General features: G+C 32.7%; 19 protein-coding genes and 1 tRNA gene. 12 read left to right on the forward strand and 8 right to left on the reverse strand.

Annotation, left to right across the window (positions count from 1 at the left end):
- Positions 1–100: 100 nt before the first annotated feature.
- The gene (locus LL966_RS19210) at positions 101–679 is read right to left on the reverse strand and encodes a porin family protein (protein ID WP_229355459.1); all 579 of its coding nucleotides are present in this window, start codon (positions 677–679) and stop codon (positions 101–103) included.
- Positions 680–860: 181 nt separating this feature from the next.
- Positions 861–1,367 carry a porin family protein gene (locus tag LL966_RS19215; RefSeq protein ID WP_229355461.1) on the reverse strand — a complete coding sequence of 169 codons (507 nt, stop codon included), beginning with the start codon at positions 1,365–1,367 and terminating at the stop codon, positions 861–863.
- Positions 1,368–1,649: 282 nt separating this feature from the next.
- Here LL966_RS19215 and LL966_RS19220 point away from each other — a divergent pair, with 282 nt between their 5' ends.
- The 3 genes from LL966_RS19220 (at position 1,650) to LL966_RS19230 (ending at position 5,384) form a co-directional block, all read left to right on the forward strand.
- The gene (locus LL966_RS19220; protein WP_229355463.1) at positions 1,650–2,207 is read left to right on the forward strand and encodes a porin family protein; all 558 of its coding nucleotides are present in this window, start codon (positions 1,650–1,652) and stop codon (positions 2,205–2,207) included.
- Positions 2,208–2,332: 125 nt separating this feature from the next.
- Positions 2,333–2,746, forward strand: coding sequence for a type II 3-dehydroquinate dehydratase (aroQ, locus tag LL966_RS19225; protein WP_229355465.1), 414 nt, complete (start codon positions 2,333–2,335; stop codon positions 2,744–2,746).
- A 148-nt stretch (positions 2,747–2,894) separates the two neighbouring features.
- Positions 2,895–5,384: a DUF5686 and carboxypeptidase regulatory-like domain-containing protein gene (locus LL966_RS19230; protein ID WP_229355466.1), complete on the forward strand. Its 2,490-nt coding sequence runs from the start codon at positions 2,895–2,897 to the stop codon at positions 5,382–5,384.
- Positions 5,385–5,607: 223 nt separating this feature from the next.
- Here the strand turns inward: LL966_RS19230 and LL966_RS19235 are convergent, their stop codons facing one another.
- The 4 genes from LL966_RS19235 to LL966_RS19250 form a co-directional block, all read right to left on the reverse strand.
- Positions 5,608–6,486, reverse strand: a complete 879-nt coding sequence (locus tag LL966_RS19235) for a cation diffusion facilitator family transporter (protein ID WP_229355467.1) — start codon at positions 6,484–6,486, stop codon at positions 5,608–5,610.
- A 148-nt stretch (positions 6,487–6,634) separates the two neighbouring features.
- Positions 6,635–7,948 carry a UDP-N-acetylglucosamine 1-carboxyvinyltransferase gene (gene murA, locus LL966_RS19240; RefSeq protein ID WP_229355468.1) on the reverse strand — a complete coding sequence of 438 codons (1,314 nt, stop codon included), beginning with the start codon at positions 7,946–7,948 and terminating at the stop codon, positions 6,635–6,637.
- Positions 7,949–8,039: 91 nt separating this feature from the next.
- On the reverse strand, positions 8,040–8,765 hold the full coding sequence (locus LL966_RS19245; protein ID WP_229355470.1) for a DUF4290 domain-containing protein: 726 nt from the start codon (positions 8,763–8,765) through the stop codon (positions 8,040–8,042).
- 3 nt (positions 8,766–8,768) lie between these two features.
- Complete coding sequence (locus LL966_RS19250) at positions 8,769–9,065, reverse strand: DUF493 family protein (protein ID WP_066033683.1); 297 nt, start codon at positions 9,063–9,065, stop codon at positions 8,769–8,771.
- Between the two features lie 387 nt (positions 9,066–9,452).
- On the opposite strand from LL966_RS19250, the gene LL966_RS19255 reads away from it, so the two are divergent.
- The 7 genes from LL966_RS19255 (at position 9,453) to LL966_RS19285 (ending at position 15,823) form a co-directional block, all read left to right on the forward strand.
- Entirely contained in the window at positions 9,453–10,364 is a 912-nt protein-coding gene (locus LL966_RS19255; protein ID WP_229355471.1) for an alpha/beta hydrolase family protein, read from the forward strand.
- A gap of 246 nt (positions 10,365–10,610) precedes the next feature.
- Entirely contained in the window at positions 10,611–10,817 is a 207-nt protein-coding gene (locus tag LL966_RS19260; RefSeq protein ID WP_229355472.1) for a hypothetical protein, read from the forward strand.
- Between the two features lie 422 nt (positions 10,818–11,239).
- Positions 11,240–11,773 (forward strand): AAA family ATPase, encoded by a 534-nt coding sequence (locus tag LL966_RS19265; protein ID WP_229355473.1) that lies wholly within the window; start codon positions 11,240–11,242, stop codon positions 11,771–11,773.
- Between the two features lie 65 nt (positions 11,774–11,838).
- Positions 11,839–13,734, forward strand: coding sequence for a RecQ family ATP-dependent DNA helicase (locus LL966_RS19270; protein WP_229355474.1), 1,896 nt, complete (start codon positions 11,839–11,841; stop codon positions 13,732–13,734).
- Entirely contained in the window at positions 13,734–14,681 is a 948-nt protein-coding gene (fmt, locus tag LL966_RS19275) for a methionyl-tRNA formyltransferase (RefSeq protein WP_229355475.1), read from the forward strand. Before LL966_RS19270 ends, fmt begins: the two co-directional genes overlap by 1 nt.
- 180 nt (positions 14,682–14,861) lie before the next feature.
- Entirely contained in the window at positions 14,862–15,134 is a 273-nt protein-coding gene (locus tag LL966_RS19280) for an HU family DNA-binding protein (protein ID WP_008464760.1), read from the forward strand.
- A 128-nt stretch (positions 15,135–15,262) separates the two neighbouring features.
- Positions 15,263–15,823: a YqgE/AlgH family protein gene (locus tag LL966_RS19285; RefSeq protein WP_184167397.1), complete on the forward strand. Its 561-nt coding sequence runs from the start codon at positions 15,263–15,265 to the stop codon at positions 15,821–15,823.
- On the opposite strand, the gene LL966_RS19290 is transcribed toward LL966_RS19285, so the two are convergent.
- Both LL966_RS19290 and LL966_RS19295 read right to left on the reverse strand, forming a co-directional pair.
- Positions 15,820–16,656, reverse strand: a complete 837-nt coding sequence (locus LL966_RS19290) for an aminotransferase class IV (protein WP_229355476.1) — start codon at positions 16,654–16,656, stop codon at positions 15,820–15,822. The two genes, LL966_RS19285 and LL966_RS19290, sit on opposite strands and share 4 nt — an antisense overlap.
- Before the next feature lie 55 nt (positions 16,657–16,711).
- The gene (locus tag LL966_RS19295) at positions 16,712–17,104 is read right to left on the reverse strand and encodes an START-like domain-containing protein (RefSeq protein ID WP_184167403.1); all 393 of its coding nucleotides are present in this window, start codon (positions 17,102–17,104) and stop codon (positions 16,712–16,714) included.
- A 154-nt stretch (positions 17,105–17,258) separates the two neighbouring features.
- Here LL966_RS19295 and LL966_RS19300 point away from each other — a divergent pair.
- A tRNA-Met gene (locus tag LL966_RS19300) sits at positions 17,259–17,332 on the forward strand.
- 116 nt (positions 17,333–17,448) lie between these two features.
- A complete protein-coding gene (locus tag LL966_RS19305; protein WP_229355477.1) occupies positions 17,449–17,706 on the forward strand; it encodes a hypothetical protein in 258 nt (85 codons plus the stop codon).
- Positions 17,707–17,823: the final 117 nt, after the last annotated feature.

Here is a 17,823-nt window from a genome sequence, read left to right on the forward strand (position 1 = left end):
TTAGAATATATTGACTTTTATTTTAATAATAAAAATACTATTTAAACAAAAAAAAGCCTTTCTAAAAGAAAGGCTTTTAATATATTTTTTTTAAAAAAACTTAAAATTTATAAGCTAAAGAAAGCTGTAAATTGCTGTTTTTTGCACTATTGTAATAATCATCAGAATTATCAATATCATTATCTGAAATTGGAGATAAACCGATAGTGTAACGTAAACCAACTGAAAGATTATCTGTAAAACTATAGCCAGCTCCAATATTAAATCCAAAATCAACAGATCTTGTGAAATCTTTAATATCTTCACCTTCTGCCTTAGCAGATAATAAAACACCTAATTGTGGCCCCGCTTCAACATTGAATTTTTTGTCAACAATGTAATATTTTGCTACAACAGGAATATTCAAATAATTCAATTTGACATCTCCATCTTCAAAAGGTCCGTCAAATTTAGTTCCTTGAGCAGAGAATAAAAGCTCTGGTTGAATATAGAACTTTTCAACTATATGAATTTCAGCGAAACCTCCAACATGAAATCCAACTAAGGATTTAGTATTTTCCACATCTCCTCCAACTACAGTTGAAAGGTTTAAACCTCCTTTTACTCCAAATCTTGTTTCCTGAGCATTAGAAAATGCAAAAGCCATAATTGCAATGGCAGATAAAATTATTTTTTTCATTCTAATTTGTTTAGGGTTAAAATTAATTTTCGATGTCAAATATAAAACTATACTTATTAAAAAATAATTTGCAATTTAACAAAAAAAGTAGTAAAATATACAATCAGAACTTATTCAAAACAAAAGAGCCTTTCCCAAAAAGGAAAGGCTCTCGAAAAAAACACTTTATTAACCAAATTTATTAGAAGTGTAAAGCAAATCCAACATTTAATTGAAATGCACTTTTGTAGTAATCGTCATTTAAAGATACATTATAGCGAACTCCTGGCTCAACTGAAACATTTTTCCCAATAAACCAAGCATATCCACCTTGTAATCCAAGGTAAGAAGGATTTTCGTCAGCGCCTTTGTAGCTAACTCCATTATAAGAAAGTTCGAATGGGAATTTATTAGCCACATAATATTTAGCTCCAACTTTGTATGCAAAAGTACTTGAATCATTACCAGCATCACCATAGCCTAAACCAACTTTTACAGCTAAATTATCAGCTACAAAATAACCTCCTTCAGCTCCAACATTCCATGCAGTATCTCCATCAGATGACCATAATCCGAAAGATGTACTTCCTACACTGTTACCAAAACCCGTATTAGCTTCAATTAACCATTTTCCTTTTGCTGTTTGTTCTTGTGCACTTGCAAAACCAAATGTCATTACTGCAATAGCAGCTAAAATTACTTTTTTCATGTTTTATTTTTTAATTACGAATGCCAAAAATAAGATTAGACTTACAAATAATAGTTCGTTATAAGTTTAAAAAGTATTAAAATAAGACAGAAAAAAGTTACCAAAAAGAGGCCTGATACTCAGATTAGTAAAAGTATTTTAGAGGTTTCTAAACATTAAATTTCACATTTGAGTGGGAATTTTAGTAATTATTTAATCGAAAATATAATGCAATAAAATGCTAAATATGTAGTTTTGAACTTTAGATAACATTTAAAATACCAAATTTTAAAAAACCTATTTATGAAAAAAATACTTTTAGCAGCTGTTTTGTTCATTGCAACATCAGCAGCAGTACAAGCGCAATTATTGAAAATCGGAGTTAAAGCCGGAGTTAACTTTGCAAGTCAAACAGGAGATTTTCCAGATCAAATTAACAAGGACGGAATTACTAGCTACCATGCAGGTTTAGTTGCAGAAGTAAAATTATTAGATAAATTTTCCATCCAACCTGAGCTTTTATATTCTACCGTAGGAGCGTCATATAAATTTAACGATGTAAGTGAAGATATTAAAAACGAATTGGGATATATCTCAATTCCTGTAATGGCTAAATTTTATTTAAATAACACTTTTAGCATCGAAGCTGGTCCACAAGCATCTTTCCTTGTAAGTGAGAGAAATGACTTTGATGTAAAAAATGGCGAAACTTTTGAATTTGGCCTAAATGCTGGATTAGGAGTAAAACTTACTGAAAGCATCTTTTTACAAGGAAGATATGGCATAGGATTAACGGAAGCTTCTAAAAATGCTGACGTTAAAAACTCAGTATTCCAGATTTCTGCTGGATTCATGTTCTAAAAAATATATCACATACTTTTATAAAAACCGCTCTAATTATTAGCGCGGTTTTTTTATTTTTACAACATTCAATGACAATTGCAAAAATCAATTGCAATGTCACTATTTCAAAATAAAATATAAATATGAAAATTTGCATCATCAACGGACCCAATTTGAATCTTTTAGGAAAACGTGAACCAGAAGTTTACGGAAGCCAAACTTTTGAAGATTATTTTGAAACGTTGAAAGCGAAATTTCCGCAAGTTGAACTTTCTTATTATCAAAGTAATATTGAAGGCGAATTGATTGGTAAAATTCAGGAAGTTGGTTTTACTTTTGACGGAATTATTTTGAATGCCGGCGCCTACACTCATACTTCAATTGGTTTAGGAGATGCCATGAAAGCGGTTACAACTCCAGTAATCGAAGTTCATATTTCCAATACTTACGCACGCGAAAGCTTTAGACATCAGTCTTATTTGTCTGGAAATGCAAAAGGCGTTATTTTAGGTTTCGGCCTTCAAAGCTACGAACTGGCCATTCAATCTTTTTTGTAAAAATTGTCGACTTTAACGAAGTCTGATAGCTTATTACTTTCATGGACATCAACTCCATTTAGCCCGACAAACAACATTTTGTAATTTAACAAATTATTAATAGGCTCGCTTTTAAGTTATTTTATTTTTGTAAGAGAAAACCACTTACATGAAAAACTTTACGCTAGTTGCCTTTTTAATTTTTTCAATTTCCAATTTTGCCCAAATTAAAGGGACGATAACCGACGAAAAAGGAAATCCCCTTCCTTTTGTTTCTGTTTTTGAAGAGAATACCTATACGGGAACAACTTCAAACGAACAAGGAAAATACCAGCTAAATGTAAAAGAGATTGGAAAAAATAAAATCGTTTTTCAATATCTAGGTTTTAAAACTCAAAAATTAACCATTAATTCTGGTTCGAAAACAGTGATTTTAGATGTAAAACTTCAAGAAGAAAGTTTTGCATTAAATGAAGTCGTTATTGATCCTAAAAACAATCCTGCGAATGCTATTATTAGAAGTGCAATTGCAAACAAAAAAGAAAACTCCGACAAAACAGCGCGTTATACGGCAGATTTTTATTCGAAAGGAATGTTTAAGGTAAAAGATCTTCCTAAAAAAATTCTCGGGCAAAAAGTAGATCTAGGTCCAGACATGGCTTCCAATTTAGACTCCACTGGAACAGGAATTTTATATTTGTCTGAAACGATTTCGAAAGTTACTTTCGAAAAACCTTTCAAATTAAAAGAGAAAATCATTGCTTCAAAAATTTCTGGAAATAATCGAGGCTATAGCTATAATACCGCAGCTTTATCTACTTACGATTTCTATGATAATAACTTGGATTTTGATGTAAAAATGATTTCTCCCATTGCCGACAATGCTTTCAATTATTACAAATATAAATTGGAAAGCACTTTTTACGATGACAATAATCAGCAGATTAATAAAATTAAAGTAATTCCGCGACGCGATAAAGAACCTGTTTTTGAAGGTTATATTTATATTGTAGACGATAGTTTTGCAATCTATGCCGTAGACTTAGACATAAAAGGGTATAGAATGAAAAATGAATTTACGGAAACAATGAGCTTAAAACAAAGTTTTAGTTACAATGCCAAAAACAAAATCTGGTCTAAAAATGCACAGACACTTTCGTTTAATGCTGGCTTATTTGGAATAAAATTTTCTGGAAACTTCAATTATGTTTATACTAATTATGAATTTCCTGATTCTTTTGAAAAGAAAACTTTTGGAAACGAAATTGTTGCTTTTGAACCAAATGCCAATAAAAAAGACGATGCTTTTTGGAATGAAATCCGCCCTATTCCTTTAACTCTCGAGGAAAGCAATGATTACGCTAAAAAAGATAGTCTTCAAACCATTAGAAAGTCAAGAAAATATACCGATTCGATAGACGCTAAAAACAATAAGTTTAAGATTTGGGATATTTTAATGGGTTATGATTACAAAAACACTTTCGAAAAATATTCTATTGATTATAAAGGGTTGCTGAATATCTCTTCATTAAGTTTCAATACTGTCCAGGGATTTAATCTAGATTCTGGCTTTTCATTTAAAAAATGGAACGAAGAGAATGGAAAAAGCACTTCTGCAAGCACAACTTTCAATTATGGATTTTCTGATGAACGATTTCGTGTAACTGGCGAATTCAGTCATCGTTTTAATAATGTCAATTATGCAACAATTTGGGCTTCTGGAGGAACGAAAACAGCGCAATTTAACAATGCAGAACCCATTACCAAATTTGTAAACTCAATTAGTTCTTTATTTTTTAAAGACAATTATATGAAGCTTTATAATTTAGAGTTTGCTCAAATTAACTATGGGCAAGATATTGCGAACGGCGTAAATCTAACAGGAAGAATTGGTTACGAACAACGAAAACCATTATTTAACACTACCGATTATTCTTTCTTTAAAAGAGATGATCTTTATTCTTCAAATAACCCTTTAGCACCAGATGATTTTACCACTCCGGCGTTCAATCAGCATCATGTATTCAAAGCACTTATAACAACGAGAATAAACTTTGGCAATAAATATATTTCTAGACCAGACGGAAGATATAATTTCAAAAACGATAAATATCCAACCATTTATTTAGCGTTCGAAAAAGCTTTCGCGGCAAGCGAAAAGAAATATGAATTTGAAAGAATCGGCGCTTCGGTACAATACGATTTGTCTTTAAATAATAAAGGTGTTCTAGGCACTAATTTCAGAGCCGGAAAATTCTTTAATGCAAAAAATATTTCGTTTATCGATTACAGACATTTTAACGGAAACCAAACTCATATCGGAACAAGCGATCGTTATTTAAATGTTTTTAATTTAATGCCTTATTACGCGAACAGCACCAACGACAGTTATTTCGAATTGCATTCTGAATACAACGATACGGGTTTTATTATGAATAAAATTCCGTTGTTAAACCTTTTAAAATCGACTATGAACATTGGTTTTCACGCTTTAGCAATTCCAGATCGAAAACCGTATTCTGAATTTACCGTTGGTTTGGACAATTTAGGTTTCGGGAAATTTAAATTATTCCGAGTTGATTATGTACATTCTTATCAAGGCGGAATACAGCAAAATGGCGTTGTATTTGGATTGAAGATTTTGAATGTGTTGGATTAAGGTGCTAAGGTTCTGAGATGCTAAGATTCTAAGGTTTTTCCATCTTTTGAACATTAAAAAAATTTATAAAATAGAAGAAAAAACCGCTTACACGCAGATTGCTTGTAAGCGTTTTTTTTATTTTAGTTTGAAAATCTTTGCGGGCTTAGGCTTCGCTCAGCCTGACAAAAATTAGCTTTAATCCTAAATAGAAAAATCTTAGAATCTTAGCATCTTAGAAACTCTAACAATGATAATCATCTGGCTCAATGTGTATCAAAACATTTCCTAACTGTGGAATTTGTTCTTTTAAAGTATCTTGCAATTTATGAGATAAATCATGACCTTCTTTTACCGAAATTTTTGCCGAAACAATCGCGTGTAAATCTACATGATAACGCATTCCCGCTTTTCGGATAAAACATTTTTCGGTTCCCAAAATTCCAGGGACTTTTAAGGAAACAACACGAATTTCTTCTACTAAATCATCGTTTAGATTTTCGTCCATAATTTCGCCAAGCGCAGGTCTGAAAATTTTATAACTATTATATAAAATAAAAAATGCGGCAAAAAGGGCAGCCCAATCATCTGCAGATTCGTAACCTTTCCCCATAATCAAGGCTATCGAAATTCCGATAAAAGCAGCCACAGAAGTTATAGCATCACTTCTATGATGCCAAGCATCAGCAGCCAGAGATGAACTGTTAGTTTGTTTGCTTCTTTTCATTACCAATCGAAAAGAATATTCTTTCCAAATAATAATCGCGCCTAAAACATACAAAGTCCAAGATTTTGGCAAATCATGCGAAGTTCCAATGTTAGCAATACTTTCGTATCCTATAATGGTTGCCGAAGTAATTAAAAATCCGACAACTAAAAAAGTAATTAAAGGTTCTGCACGTCCGTGACCATAAGGATGATTTTCATCGGCAGGTTTATTAGAATATTTAATTCCGAATAAAACCAGACATGACGAAAATATATCCGTGGTCGATTCTATCGCATCTGCAATCAAGGCATATGAATTGCCAAAAAAACCTGCGAGACCTTTTATAAGGGCCAGGCAGGTATTTCCTATTATACTAAAAATAGTAGCTTTTACAGCTTTTTGTTCGTTTGTCATTTAGACTATTGTTTTTCGCCCCGAATTACACAAATTACACGAAGACTAACATTGTCTTTTATTACACTAATTAAAAAGTTAATTTGTGTAATTGAATTTCAAAAATTAAAAATTAGTGTAATTTGTGAAATTCGTGGCTAACTCTTATTTAAGCTCTCACGATTTTTGCTCCGATTGCTCTTAAACGCTCGTCGATACGCTCATATCCACGATCGATTTGCTCGATATTTTGGATTGTACTTGTTCCTTTTGCAGAAAGCGCCGCAATCAACAATGAAATTCCCGCACGAATATCAGGAGAAGACATTGTAGTAGCTTTTAATTGAGATTCGAAATTATGTCCCATAACCACAGCTCTGTGCGGATCACATAGCATAATTTTTGCCCCCATATCAATTAGCTTATCCACGAAGAATAAACGGCTTTCGAACATTTTTTGGTGAATTAAAACATCTCCTTTTGCTTGAGTTGCTACAACCAAAACAATACTTAATAAGTCAGGTGTAAATCCTGGCCAAGGTGCATCGGCAATTGTTAAAATAGAACCGTCGATATCAGTTTTTACTTCATATCCGTCTTTGTGAGCCGGAATGTAAATATCGTCGTTACGTTTTTCAATTGTAATACCTAATTTTCTAAAAGTATTTGGAATCAAACCTAGGTTTTCCCAGCTAACATTTTTAATTGTAATTTCACTCTTTGTCATAGCCGCAAGACCAATCCAAGAACCAATTTCAATCATATCAGGAAGAATTCTGTGCTCACAACCTCCAAGACTTTCAACACCTTCGATAGTCAATAAGTTAGAACCAACTCCAGTGATTTTTGCCCCCATAGAGTTCAACATTTTGCATAACTGTTGTAAGTAAGGCTCACATGCAGCGTTGTAAACTGTTGTTTGTCCTTTTGCTAAAACTGCAGCCATTACAATGTTTGCTGTTCCCGTTACAGAAGCTTCGTCTAAAAGCATATCTGTCCCTTGCAATCCTTCTTCTGGAGATTCTACTCCATAAAAATGATCTTCTCTATTGTATCTAAATTTTGCTCCAAGGTTAATAAAACCTTCAAAGTGTGTATCTAATCTGCGACGACCAATTTTATCTCCTCCTGGTTTTGGAATATATCCTTTTCCGAAACGAGCTAAAAGCGGTCCAACAATCATAATAGAACCACGAAGCGCCCCGCCTTCTTTTTTAAAAGCTTCTGTTTCTAAATATCCAACATTAACTTCATCAGCTTGAAAAGTAATCGAACCTGGCTCGTTACGTTGAATTTTAACACCTAAATTACCCAACAAAGTGATTAATTTGTTGATGTCAATAATATCGGGAATATTATTAATTTTTACTTTATCCCCCGTTAGAAGCACGGCACATAAAATTTGTAATGCCTCGTTTTTTGCTCCTTGCGGAGTGATTTCTCCTTTTAAAGGAGTTCCTCCTTCGATTTTAAAAATTCCCATAGATCTTGTTTAGGTTCTAAGGTTCTGAGATTCTGAGGTTCTAAGGTAAAATTCTTAGTATCTTAGTTCCTTAGCATCTTAGTACCTTTTTTTATTTTTGATTATTGTTTTTTTGAAATGTCTTTTTTTGTTGACCCCCTTTAATGTTTTTGTTGTTATTCTGGTTTTTTGGCGGCACTCCAGAAGCTGTTTTGTTAGACATGCGTTTATTGGTACGCATCAAATCTGTCGTATTTAAAAGTTCTTCTGTGCTTTGCAATAAATTAATCTTTCCTCCAGACAATTCATATAAATGTTCAAAAATAACATCGTCTTTTACGGTGTCTTTGTTCCAGCTTAAGAAAGATTTTTTCATATGATTGGCAATAACCATCACCAAAGCTGTTTTCATTTCGCCCTCTTCCCATTTATTAGCAACATCAATCATATATTTGATGTTGTTACCATAAAATCTGTATTTTGGAAAGTTCTGCGGATACTGCAACACATCTGGTTTTAACTCCAAAACTTCTCTTGAAGGAATCGGATAAGGTGATTCTACATTCAATTTAAAATCAGACATAATAAAAAGCTGATCCCAAAGTTTATGCTGAAAATCTGGCACATCACGCAAATGCGGATTCAAGCTTCCCATAACCTGAATGATATATTTCGCCGCTTTGTTGCGCGTTTCATCATCTTCTATTGAAGTTGCCTGATCAATCAATTTTTGTAAATGACGACCATACTCTGGAATAATCAAACGTTGTCTTTCAGAATTATATTCTAAATTAAAAACTACGTCGCTTGCGGCTTCTCTTTTATATTTTTCGATCATAAGTTATAATGAAACTATACCTTCTATTGTAGAAACTTCTTTGTATTTACTAATCACATCGTCTGAGCTGTGCATCGTAACGTCTACAGAAACACTGGTAAATTTACCTGTTTTAGATTTTGTTGTTTTAATAACCGCTCCCATTCGATCAAAAGCTTTTTCGACACGTTCCACATTATCGGCTACAGAAGGCACAATGAATTTATATAAATATTCTGCTGGCCAAGTGTTTGCGTTGTCAAGCTCTACTTTTAATCTTTCGTAAAATTCGGCGGTATTTTTTTCTTTATCGTTCTCCATTCGTAATTAAAAATAAACGCAAATATACGGTTTTTGATTTTAGATTTTTTATATTTTCTCTTCGAAAAAAGGTTCAAAGTTACAAAGTTACAAAGGTGCAGAGAAAAAAGCTTTAGAAGATTATTTCATTGTACTTTTTCGCTTATATTTGAGAAAATAATCTGCTGAAATCTCTCGCAAAGTCGCAGAGTGCAAAGTTTTATTTTATTGAAATTATAAAACATAATTTTTGTCATTTCGACGAAGGAGAAATCACACGCGGGATTCGACCAAACTTGAAAACCATACTTTGTCGAGCTTCTATTGTGATTTCTCCTTCGTCGAAATGACAATATTGCGAAAAAACTTTGCGTCTTAGCGCATTTGCGAGATTAAAAAAATACTACAATGAAAAAACTCCTTTTACTTTTTATCGTTCTTACACTAAATTCAGTTCAAGCGCAGGAAGTTAAAACCCTAACTTATTTCCAAAATGACACTTTAAAACTGGATTTAGATTTATATCTGCCAAAGAAAAAAGCAGGCGAAAAAATTCCGTTGATTATGTTCGCTTTCGGTGGAGGATTTTCTGGTGGAGAACGTACAAGTGAAAAAGATTTCGGAAAATTTATGTCTCAAAATGGTTATGCGGTTGCGAGTATTTCGTACAGTTTATACATGAAAGGAAAAGATTTTGGCTGTAAAGGAACTTTAACCGAAAAAATAAAAGCGATCCAAATTGGCGTGAGCGATATGTGGCAGGCAACGGCTTTCTTAATTGAGAATGCTGATAAATATAACTTAGACACTTCAAAAATCTTCATTTCTGGAATTAGTGCTGGTGCAGAAATTGGTTTTCATGCTTCTTTTTGGGATTATAAATTGATGAATTTATACAAAAGCAATCTTCCAGAAAATTTCAAATACAAAGGTTTTATTGGAGGTTCGGGAGCGATTCAGGATATTAATTTGATTACTAAAGAAAAAGCAATTCCGATGTTGTTGGCGCACGGAAGTAATGATGATACGGTTCCGTACGCTGCAGGTTCGCATCGTTCTTGCCCAACAAATGCTTCTGGCTGGCTGATTCTTTTTGGTTCTTATGCAGTTTACAATCAAATGAAAGATTTACATAAAGATATTGAATTGATTACTTTTTGCGGCGGCGGACATGAATTCTCTGGCTATCTTTTTCACGAAGGACAACAATATGTTTTAGATTTTGTGAATGATGTTTTGAAAGAAAAAAAGTTTGAATCGCATTTGATTCAGCCTCCTAAAAAAGGGAAAGGTTCTGGAGGATATTTATTTTGCGAATAAATTTTAAAAATATGCTTAGAACATTACTAATCATTATACTAACTGTAAATACTGTCTTTAGTCAGAAATTAGATGAAACTCCTCAAAGTAAATATTATAATTTTTGCAGAAATGATTTAACTAAAATAGAACGAATTCCACAATTTCCTTTTTTTTTCAACCGAAGAATTATGTTCGATAAAAAAGTGTTTTCGAAATATTTCTTATAAAGAAATCAATGAAGTCATCTATAATCGTTTAATTGAAATGGCTCAAAAAAATTATCGTGATGGAATATTCCTCTTTCTAGTAGAAGGTGTTGGAAGCATAGAAGAAGCTGATAAAAAAAATGAAAAACTAAATAACAGTAAATTTATTTATGTTAGTGTAGATGATTTTATAAATTCAAAAGAAATTTCAAAAGCGAAAGATTTATATAATAATGAAACCAAAAGGCTTATGAATAAAGAATAATATTTTAGATACGTTTTAAAATGCTCCACAGGAGCAAAATATTTACATCAAAATTCAATTTCACACCAATCAAAAGCTCCAGCGGAGCGGCATATAAATCATTTAAAATATGTCGCTCCGCTGGAGCTTCTTTTTTATAACGTTCATTGTTTTTCTATAAATATTTCGTCCCGCTGGGACTTTCTTCTTTTGACGATTAAATTTCCAAAAATAATTCCAAAAACAAAACCATGCCTCTCCTCTAGCCCTGATGGAAGCGGAAATCCTTTTGCTTTTTCCTTTAAAAAGCAAAAGATTGCAGCGGACAGCAGTCCCGAAGTCTCGGGACATGACTGCAAAAAATGCCAAATCTTTCGCTTCTAGTAAATATTCTTTTTAATTATAAATAAGTTTAGGTAAATTTGCGCTTTATTTTTAGAATAGTGCAAAAAGAAATTATAGTCTTGCTTGGCGGACCTGGTACTGGAAAATCGACACTTATTAACGAATTGGTAGCTCGTGGCTTTTGCTGCTATCCTGAAATTTCTAGACAGGTTACCATGAAAGCGCAAGAACAAGGCATTGAGCAGTTGTTTCTGGAACAGCCTCTTTTGTTTAGCCAAATGCTATTGGAAGGCCGTATTGAACAGTATAAAAACGCTCTTAACGAACCTGATAATGTAGTTTTTATTGACCGAGGAATTCCAGACGTTGTGGCGTATATGGATTATATTGGCGATGAATATCCGGAAAATTTCACAAAGGCTTGTGAAGACTATAAATACACCAAAACTTTTATTTTGCCACCTTGGGAAGAAATTTACCAGAGTGATGCAGAACGCTATGAAAATTTTGAGCAGGCAGTTAAAATTCAGGAACATCTTATTGAAACGTACAAAAATTACGGTTACGAACTGATTGAGGTTCCAAAAGATACGGTTGAAAACAGAATTCTTTATATCTTAGACAAAATTTAGCGAGAAGTTTTAAAGTTGCAAAACTAGGAACTGTTTTCTAAATTTTTAACTTTAAAACTAACGCAATGCTTGGAGCGCAGGATATCCTTCTAAAATACTGGAAACACGACAGTTTTAGACCTTTGCAAAAAGAAATTATCGATTCGGTCCTTGAAGGACGCGATACTTTTGCCGTACTTCCGACGGGTGGCGGAAAATCAGTTTGTTTTCAGGTCCCCGCTATGATGCAGGAAGGAATTTGCCTCGTAATTTCGCCTTTGATTGCTTTGATGAAAGATCAGGTAATGAATTTGCAGAAAAGAGATATCAAAGCAATAGCGCTTACAGGCGGAATTCATACCGAAGAATTGATTGATCTTTTGGACAATTGTCAATATGGCAATTACAAATTCTTATATCTTTCGCCAGAAAGATTACAATCGGACTGGATTTTGGAGCGCATCAAAAATCTACCTATTAATTTAATTGCTGTTGATGAAGCGCATTGTGTTTCGCAATGGGGTCATGATTTTAGACCTGCGTATCTTAAAATTTCAGAATTAAAAAAATTCTTTCCTAAAATTCCGTTTTTAGCTTTGACCGCGACAGCAACTCCGAGAGTTATTGAAGATATTAGAACACAATTAGAATTAAAAAATCCGAATCATTTTCAGCAGTCGTTTGAGCGAAAAAATATCGCTTACATGGTTTTTGAAGTCGAAGACAAATTATACCGCACAGAACAAATTCTTAAAAAGAATCCCCAACCTTCTATTATATATGTACGAAATCGCAAATCGTGTTTTAACATTTCTTCGCAATTACAATCGTTAGGTTTTTCAGCAACCTATTATCATGGAGGTCTTTCGGCAAAAGAAAAAGATAAAAACATGGAGTTGTGGATGTCGGAACAAGCGCAAGTTATTGTAGCGACAAATGCTTTCGGAATGGGAATTGACAAAGACAACGTAAAAACGGTTATACATACACAGCTTCCGGAAAATTTAGAAAATTATTATCAGGAATCTGGAAGAGCAGGACGAAATGGTGCTAAAGCTTTTTCAGTTCTACTTTATAATAATTCAGATGCCATTCAGACCGAAGAACAATTTTTGAATATTCTTCCTGACAAAAAATTCTTGAAAACAGTTTACAATAAATTGTGCAATTATTTTCAGATTGCTTACGGAGAAGGTTTGGATGAATCTTTTTCTTTTAAGATGAATCATTTTTGCAATAAATATGACTTTCCGACTCTAAAAACATATAATGCTTTGCAGTTTTTAAGCCAGCAGGGAATTATTACAATGTCTCAAGAATTCTCAGAAAAAATCAACATTCAGTTTCTTCTGGAATCTAAAGAAGTCATTCGATATGTGAGTTTGAATCCGAATGATGAAGAAATTATTTTGGCGATTTTAAGAACTTATCCTGGCGTACACGAAGTAAAAGCCAATTTAAATCTAGGCCTAATTGCCAAAAAATCAAATCGTACGGAAGAGCAAATTCTAGCGCTTTTAGAAAAACTGAAAGAAAAAGACATTATAGAATATAAGTCTAAAAACAACGACGCAACTATATTATTTAATGAAATCCGAGAAGATGACCTTACGATAAATAGAGTTTCGAAATATTTAGAAAAACAAAATCTAGTCAAAAAAGAACAGCTTTTATCTGTTTTGCATTATATAAAAGACACTAAATCTTGCAAAAACAGATTGGTTTTGGACTATTTTGGAGAAGAAACCAAAGAAAACTGTGGTATTTGTTCGTATTGCATTACGCAAAAAGGAAAAATAACCGAAGCCGATTCGATTGCAGACAAGATTTTATCTTTACTCAAAACTGCTTCGTTAACTTCTAGAGAAATTGAAAACCAAATAAAAATGGATGCAAAAGACATTATTTCGGTTCTTCAGGAATTGCTCGAAAACAACCATATTATCATACAAGCAAATAATAAATACACTTTAAAATCATAATGGAGAAATTGAGAATTATATTTATGGGAACGCCAGAATTTGCCGTTGGCATTTTGGACACCATTATTAAAAACAACTATGAAGTTGTCGGCGTAATTACTGCAGCAGACAAACCAGCAGGACGCGGACAAAAAATAAAATATTCGGCTGTAAAAGAATATGCATTGGCAAACAACCTAACTTTATTACAGCCAACCAATTTAAAAGATGAAAGTTTTTTAGCAGAATTAAAAGCTTTGAATGCCAATTTACAAATCGTAGTGGCGTTTAGAATGTTGCCAAAAGTAGTTTGGGAAATGCCAAGTCTAGGAACCTTCAATCTTCACGCTTCATTATTACCAAATTACAGAGGTGCAGCGCCAATAAACTGGGCAATTATTAACGGAGAAACTAAAACCGGAGTTACTACTTTCTTTATAGATGATAAAATTGATACCGGCGCTATGATTTTAAATTCTGAAATCGCAATAGAACCGGAAGAAACTGCTGGCCAATTGCATGATCGTTTAATGCATTTAGGAAGCTCAACTGTTATTGAAACTTTAAAAGTTATTGAAAATGGAAATGTTAAAACAACCATTCAGGAAGATAACGACGATATTAAAACAGCTTATAAACTAAACAAAGAAAACTGCAAAATCGACTGGACAAAATCTGGAGCAGAAATCAACAATCAGATTCGAGGTTTAAGTCCGTATCCTGCATCTTGGTGTTATCTGAAAGATCAAAATGAAGAATTAAACATCAAAATTTACGAAGCAAAACTAGTCTCAGAATCACACTCTTACGAGACTGGAAAACTGATTAGCAGTAAAAAAGAAATTAAAATTGCAATAAAAGACGGGTTTATTCAGTTATTAAGTCTACAATTTCCAGGAAAAAAGAGAATGTTAGCTTCAGAAATATTAAATGGAGTTAACTTTTCCGAAGCGGCAAAAGTGTATTAAAGTCAGTAAAACAGGGGTTTGCACATAGCTTTAATCGATGAATAGCACTCTTTATGAACAAAAAAAGCAAGTTATTAACAATTTTTGCTAAAATTAAAGAAAACACTTGCACGCAACGGATTTCCTACTAAATTTGTGTATTAACAATTTTTTTTAACCAACAATTAATAACTAATTATTATGAACAAATCAGAATTAATCGATGCTATCGCTGCTGATGCAGGAATTACAAAAGCTGCGGCGAAATTAGCTTTAGAGTCATTTTTAGGTAATGTAGGTACTACTTTGAAAAAAGGTGGAAGAGTTTCATTAGTAGGATTTGGATCTTGGTCAGTTTCTTCAAGAGCGGCTAGAGATGGTAGAAACCCACAAACAGGAAAAACTATTAAGATCGCAGCTAAAAACGTTGTAAAATTCAAAGCTGGAGCTGAATTAGAAGGTGCAGTGAACTAAGTAAGAAAGTTCTCTAAACTTATAATATAATTAAAACCTTCCTTATGGAAGGTTTTTTTATGCGGTTTAACGATTTTTTTTGTGATTTTAATTTTTTTATGATTAAATTTAATAAAAATTGTAACCGTATGATTTCAGAAAAATTAAAAAAAGGACACCTGCTTATTGCCGAGCCTTCAATAATTGGAGATTTATCATTTAACAGATCGGTAATTTTATTAGCAGACCATAACAAAGAAGGATCAATTGGTTTTATCATTAACAAGCCATTAAAATATACTATTAATGACTTAATACCTGAAATTGAAGCCAATTTTAAGATATACAACGGAGGCCCTGTAGAGCAAGACAACCTTTATTTTATTCACAATATTCCAGACTTAATTCCAAACAGTGTTGAGATTTCGAATGGAATTTATTGGGGAGGTGATTTTGAGTCCACAAAAGATCTAATTAACAGCGGAGCTATTAGCAAAAATAACATTCGCTTTTTCTTAGGTTATACTGGCTGGGATGAAAATCAGCTTGAAAATGAAATGCAGGGAAACTCTTGGATCATTGCTGATAATAATTATAAAAATAAAATTATCGGAAAATCTACTACTCACTTTTGGAAGGAGCAGATTATTGAGCTTGGCGGTGATTATCTAATTTGGTCGAATGCACCAGAAAATCCATATCTGAATTAATTTTCAGAAATGGATTCGTTAAGTTTCTGCACCAATAAATGAGCAAGATTCGTTGTAAAATCTTTTTTTCGATATTTAGTTATCGGCTGTATCCCTGTGATTACATTAGTCAGAAATAATTCGTCTGCTTTTTGAAGATCAAATGGCGAAATTATTTCTTCTAACACTTCTATACCTTCTACTTTTTTAGCCAATGCTAAAATTTGCTTACGCATTATTCCGTTCAAAGCACCTTCTGAAACTGGAGGCGTGATTAATTTTTTTCCTGTAAGCATAAAAACATTTCCTTGAAGTGCTTCGACTACATTTTTACTGTCATTCAGCAAAATACAATTGGCAAGACCATTTTCATCTGCAAAAATACTTCCTGTTATATTAATCATCTTATTGGTTGTTTTAAGAGATGACAATAATTGTTTTGTAACATAGAAGTCTTTATACAAATCGACTTCGTATTCGTTTGTATTTACTGTGTAAGCTTTATTTCCAAGAGAAATGGCATTTATTAAAAACGAAATTTCATTACTTTTAGGAAGATACAAACCACCATCATTTCTAAAAACGGTTATTCTAGCTCTTGCTGAAGAAGCAATATTTAATTGATTAACCAGGTTTAGAATTTGTTCTTCAAAATATTCCATTGTAAAATTCATCGGAATCATCATTCTAACAACGCGCATCGAAGCCATCAATCTAAAATAATGATCTTCGAGAAACAAGATCTTTCCGTTGACAATTTTTACTGTTTCGAATACTCCGTCACCATACAAAAAAGCGCGGTTTAAAGTTAGTATATTATCTTCTTGCGCTATGTTTCCGTTAAAATTAATCATAAAAAAAACCCTGAATTTTGTTCAGGGCAAATATAAGGTATAAAATAGACTTTTACTAAACAGAACCTATAAGATGTTTTAGATCAGAAATCTGATTCTCCCACAATTGTTTAGCCTCGCCAATTTCTTCTTTCTCAGCAAAATCAACTACCATAAGAGAAACATCTTTGGTCAATTCATCAACTAAAATATGCAATTCGAAAAAATATTCTGTGTCTTTACTGCTGTCATCAACCCATTTGAATTTTACTTTTTCTCCAGATTTTTTTGAAGCTAGACGCGCTTTTTCTTGTGAATCATTCCAAATGAATGTAAAAAATTCACCTCTTGAATTAACATTGTCGGCAAACCATTCTGATAAACCCGATGGTGTTGATATATATTGATACAATAATTGCGGCGAAGAATTGATCGGAAACTCGATTTCGTAACGTATTTTTGAATCCATGTGCTACTTTTAATTTTTTCGAAATATAAGAATATATGTCCAAAAACAATGCGTTTTTAAAAATATTTTTTTTTCTTCAAAATATTCTTGTGTGCTTTAATATTATTTCTATCTTTGCACCCGCAATGCAGGAAACAATCCTACTAGCAGTCCAGGCGAGGTAGCTCAGTTGGTTAGAGCGCAGGATTCATAACCCTGAGGTCACGGGTTCAACTCCCGTCCTCGCTACAAAAGGCAAAACCCTTAAACAGAAATGTTTAAGGGTTTTTTATTTAAATTAACGCTTTATTTTGTGAAGAACTTTATTAAATTAGCATCTTTGCAACTCAGTAATTTACCAACGTATGGATATAGTGAAATTTAAAATCACATCGAAAACGATAAAAGTGGAAGTGAGAAATTCCAACAATTATGTTTTTAACTTTAATACTGCTTTAGAGATAGAAAAAGCAGATAAAGATGTTTTATTAAAACTATACAATGCTTTAGATTTGCTTTTTAAGAAAGAAAATGCAATCGAAAATAAAAACTACATTTCTCCAAATCAAACTAATATATTAGATCAGATTTCTGCTGCCGATAATTTAGAGCAAGAGAAATAAGAAACTCGACTGTCAGGTTTGCGACATTCAATTTATTTTCGCAAGTGTAATAAAATCATTTTAGTCTCTTACTAGATTCTTAAACAAGAAAAATTGAAGATTCCGAAAGTTTTTTTG

The organism is Flavobacterium chungbukense (assembly GCF_020805785.1).
In the GTDB taxonomy this organism is placed as follows: domain Bacteria; phylum Bacteroidota; class Bacteroidia; order Flavobacteriales; family Flavobacteriaceae; genus Flavobacterium; species Flavobacterium chungbukense.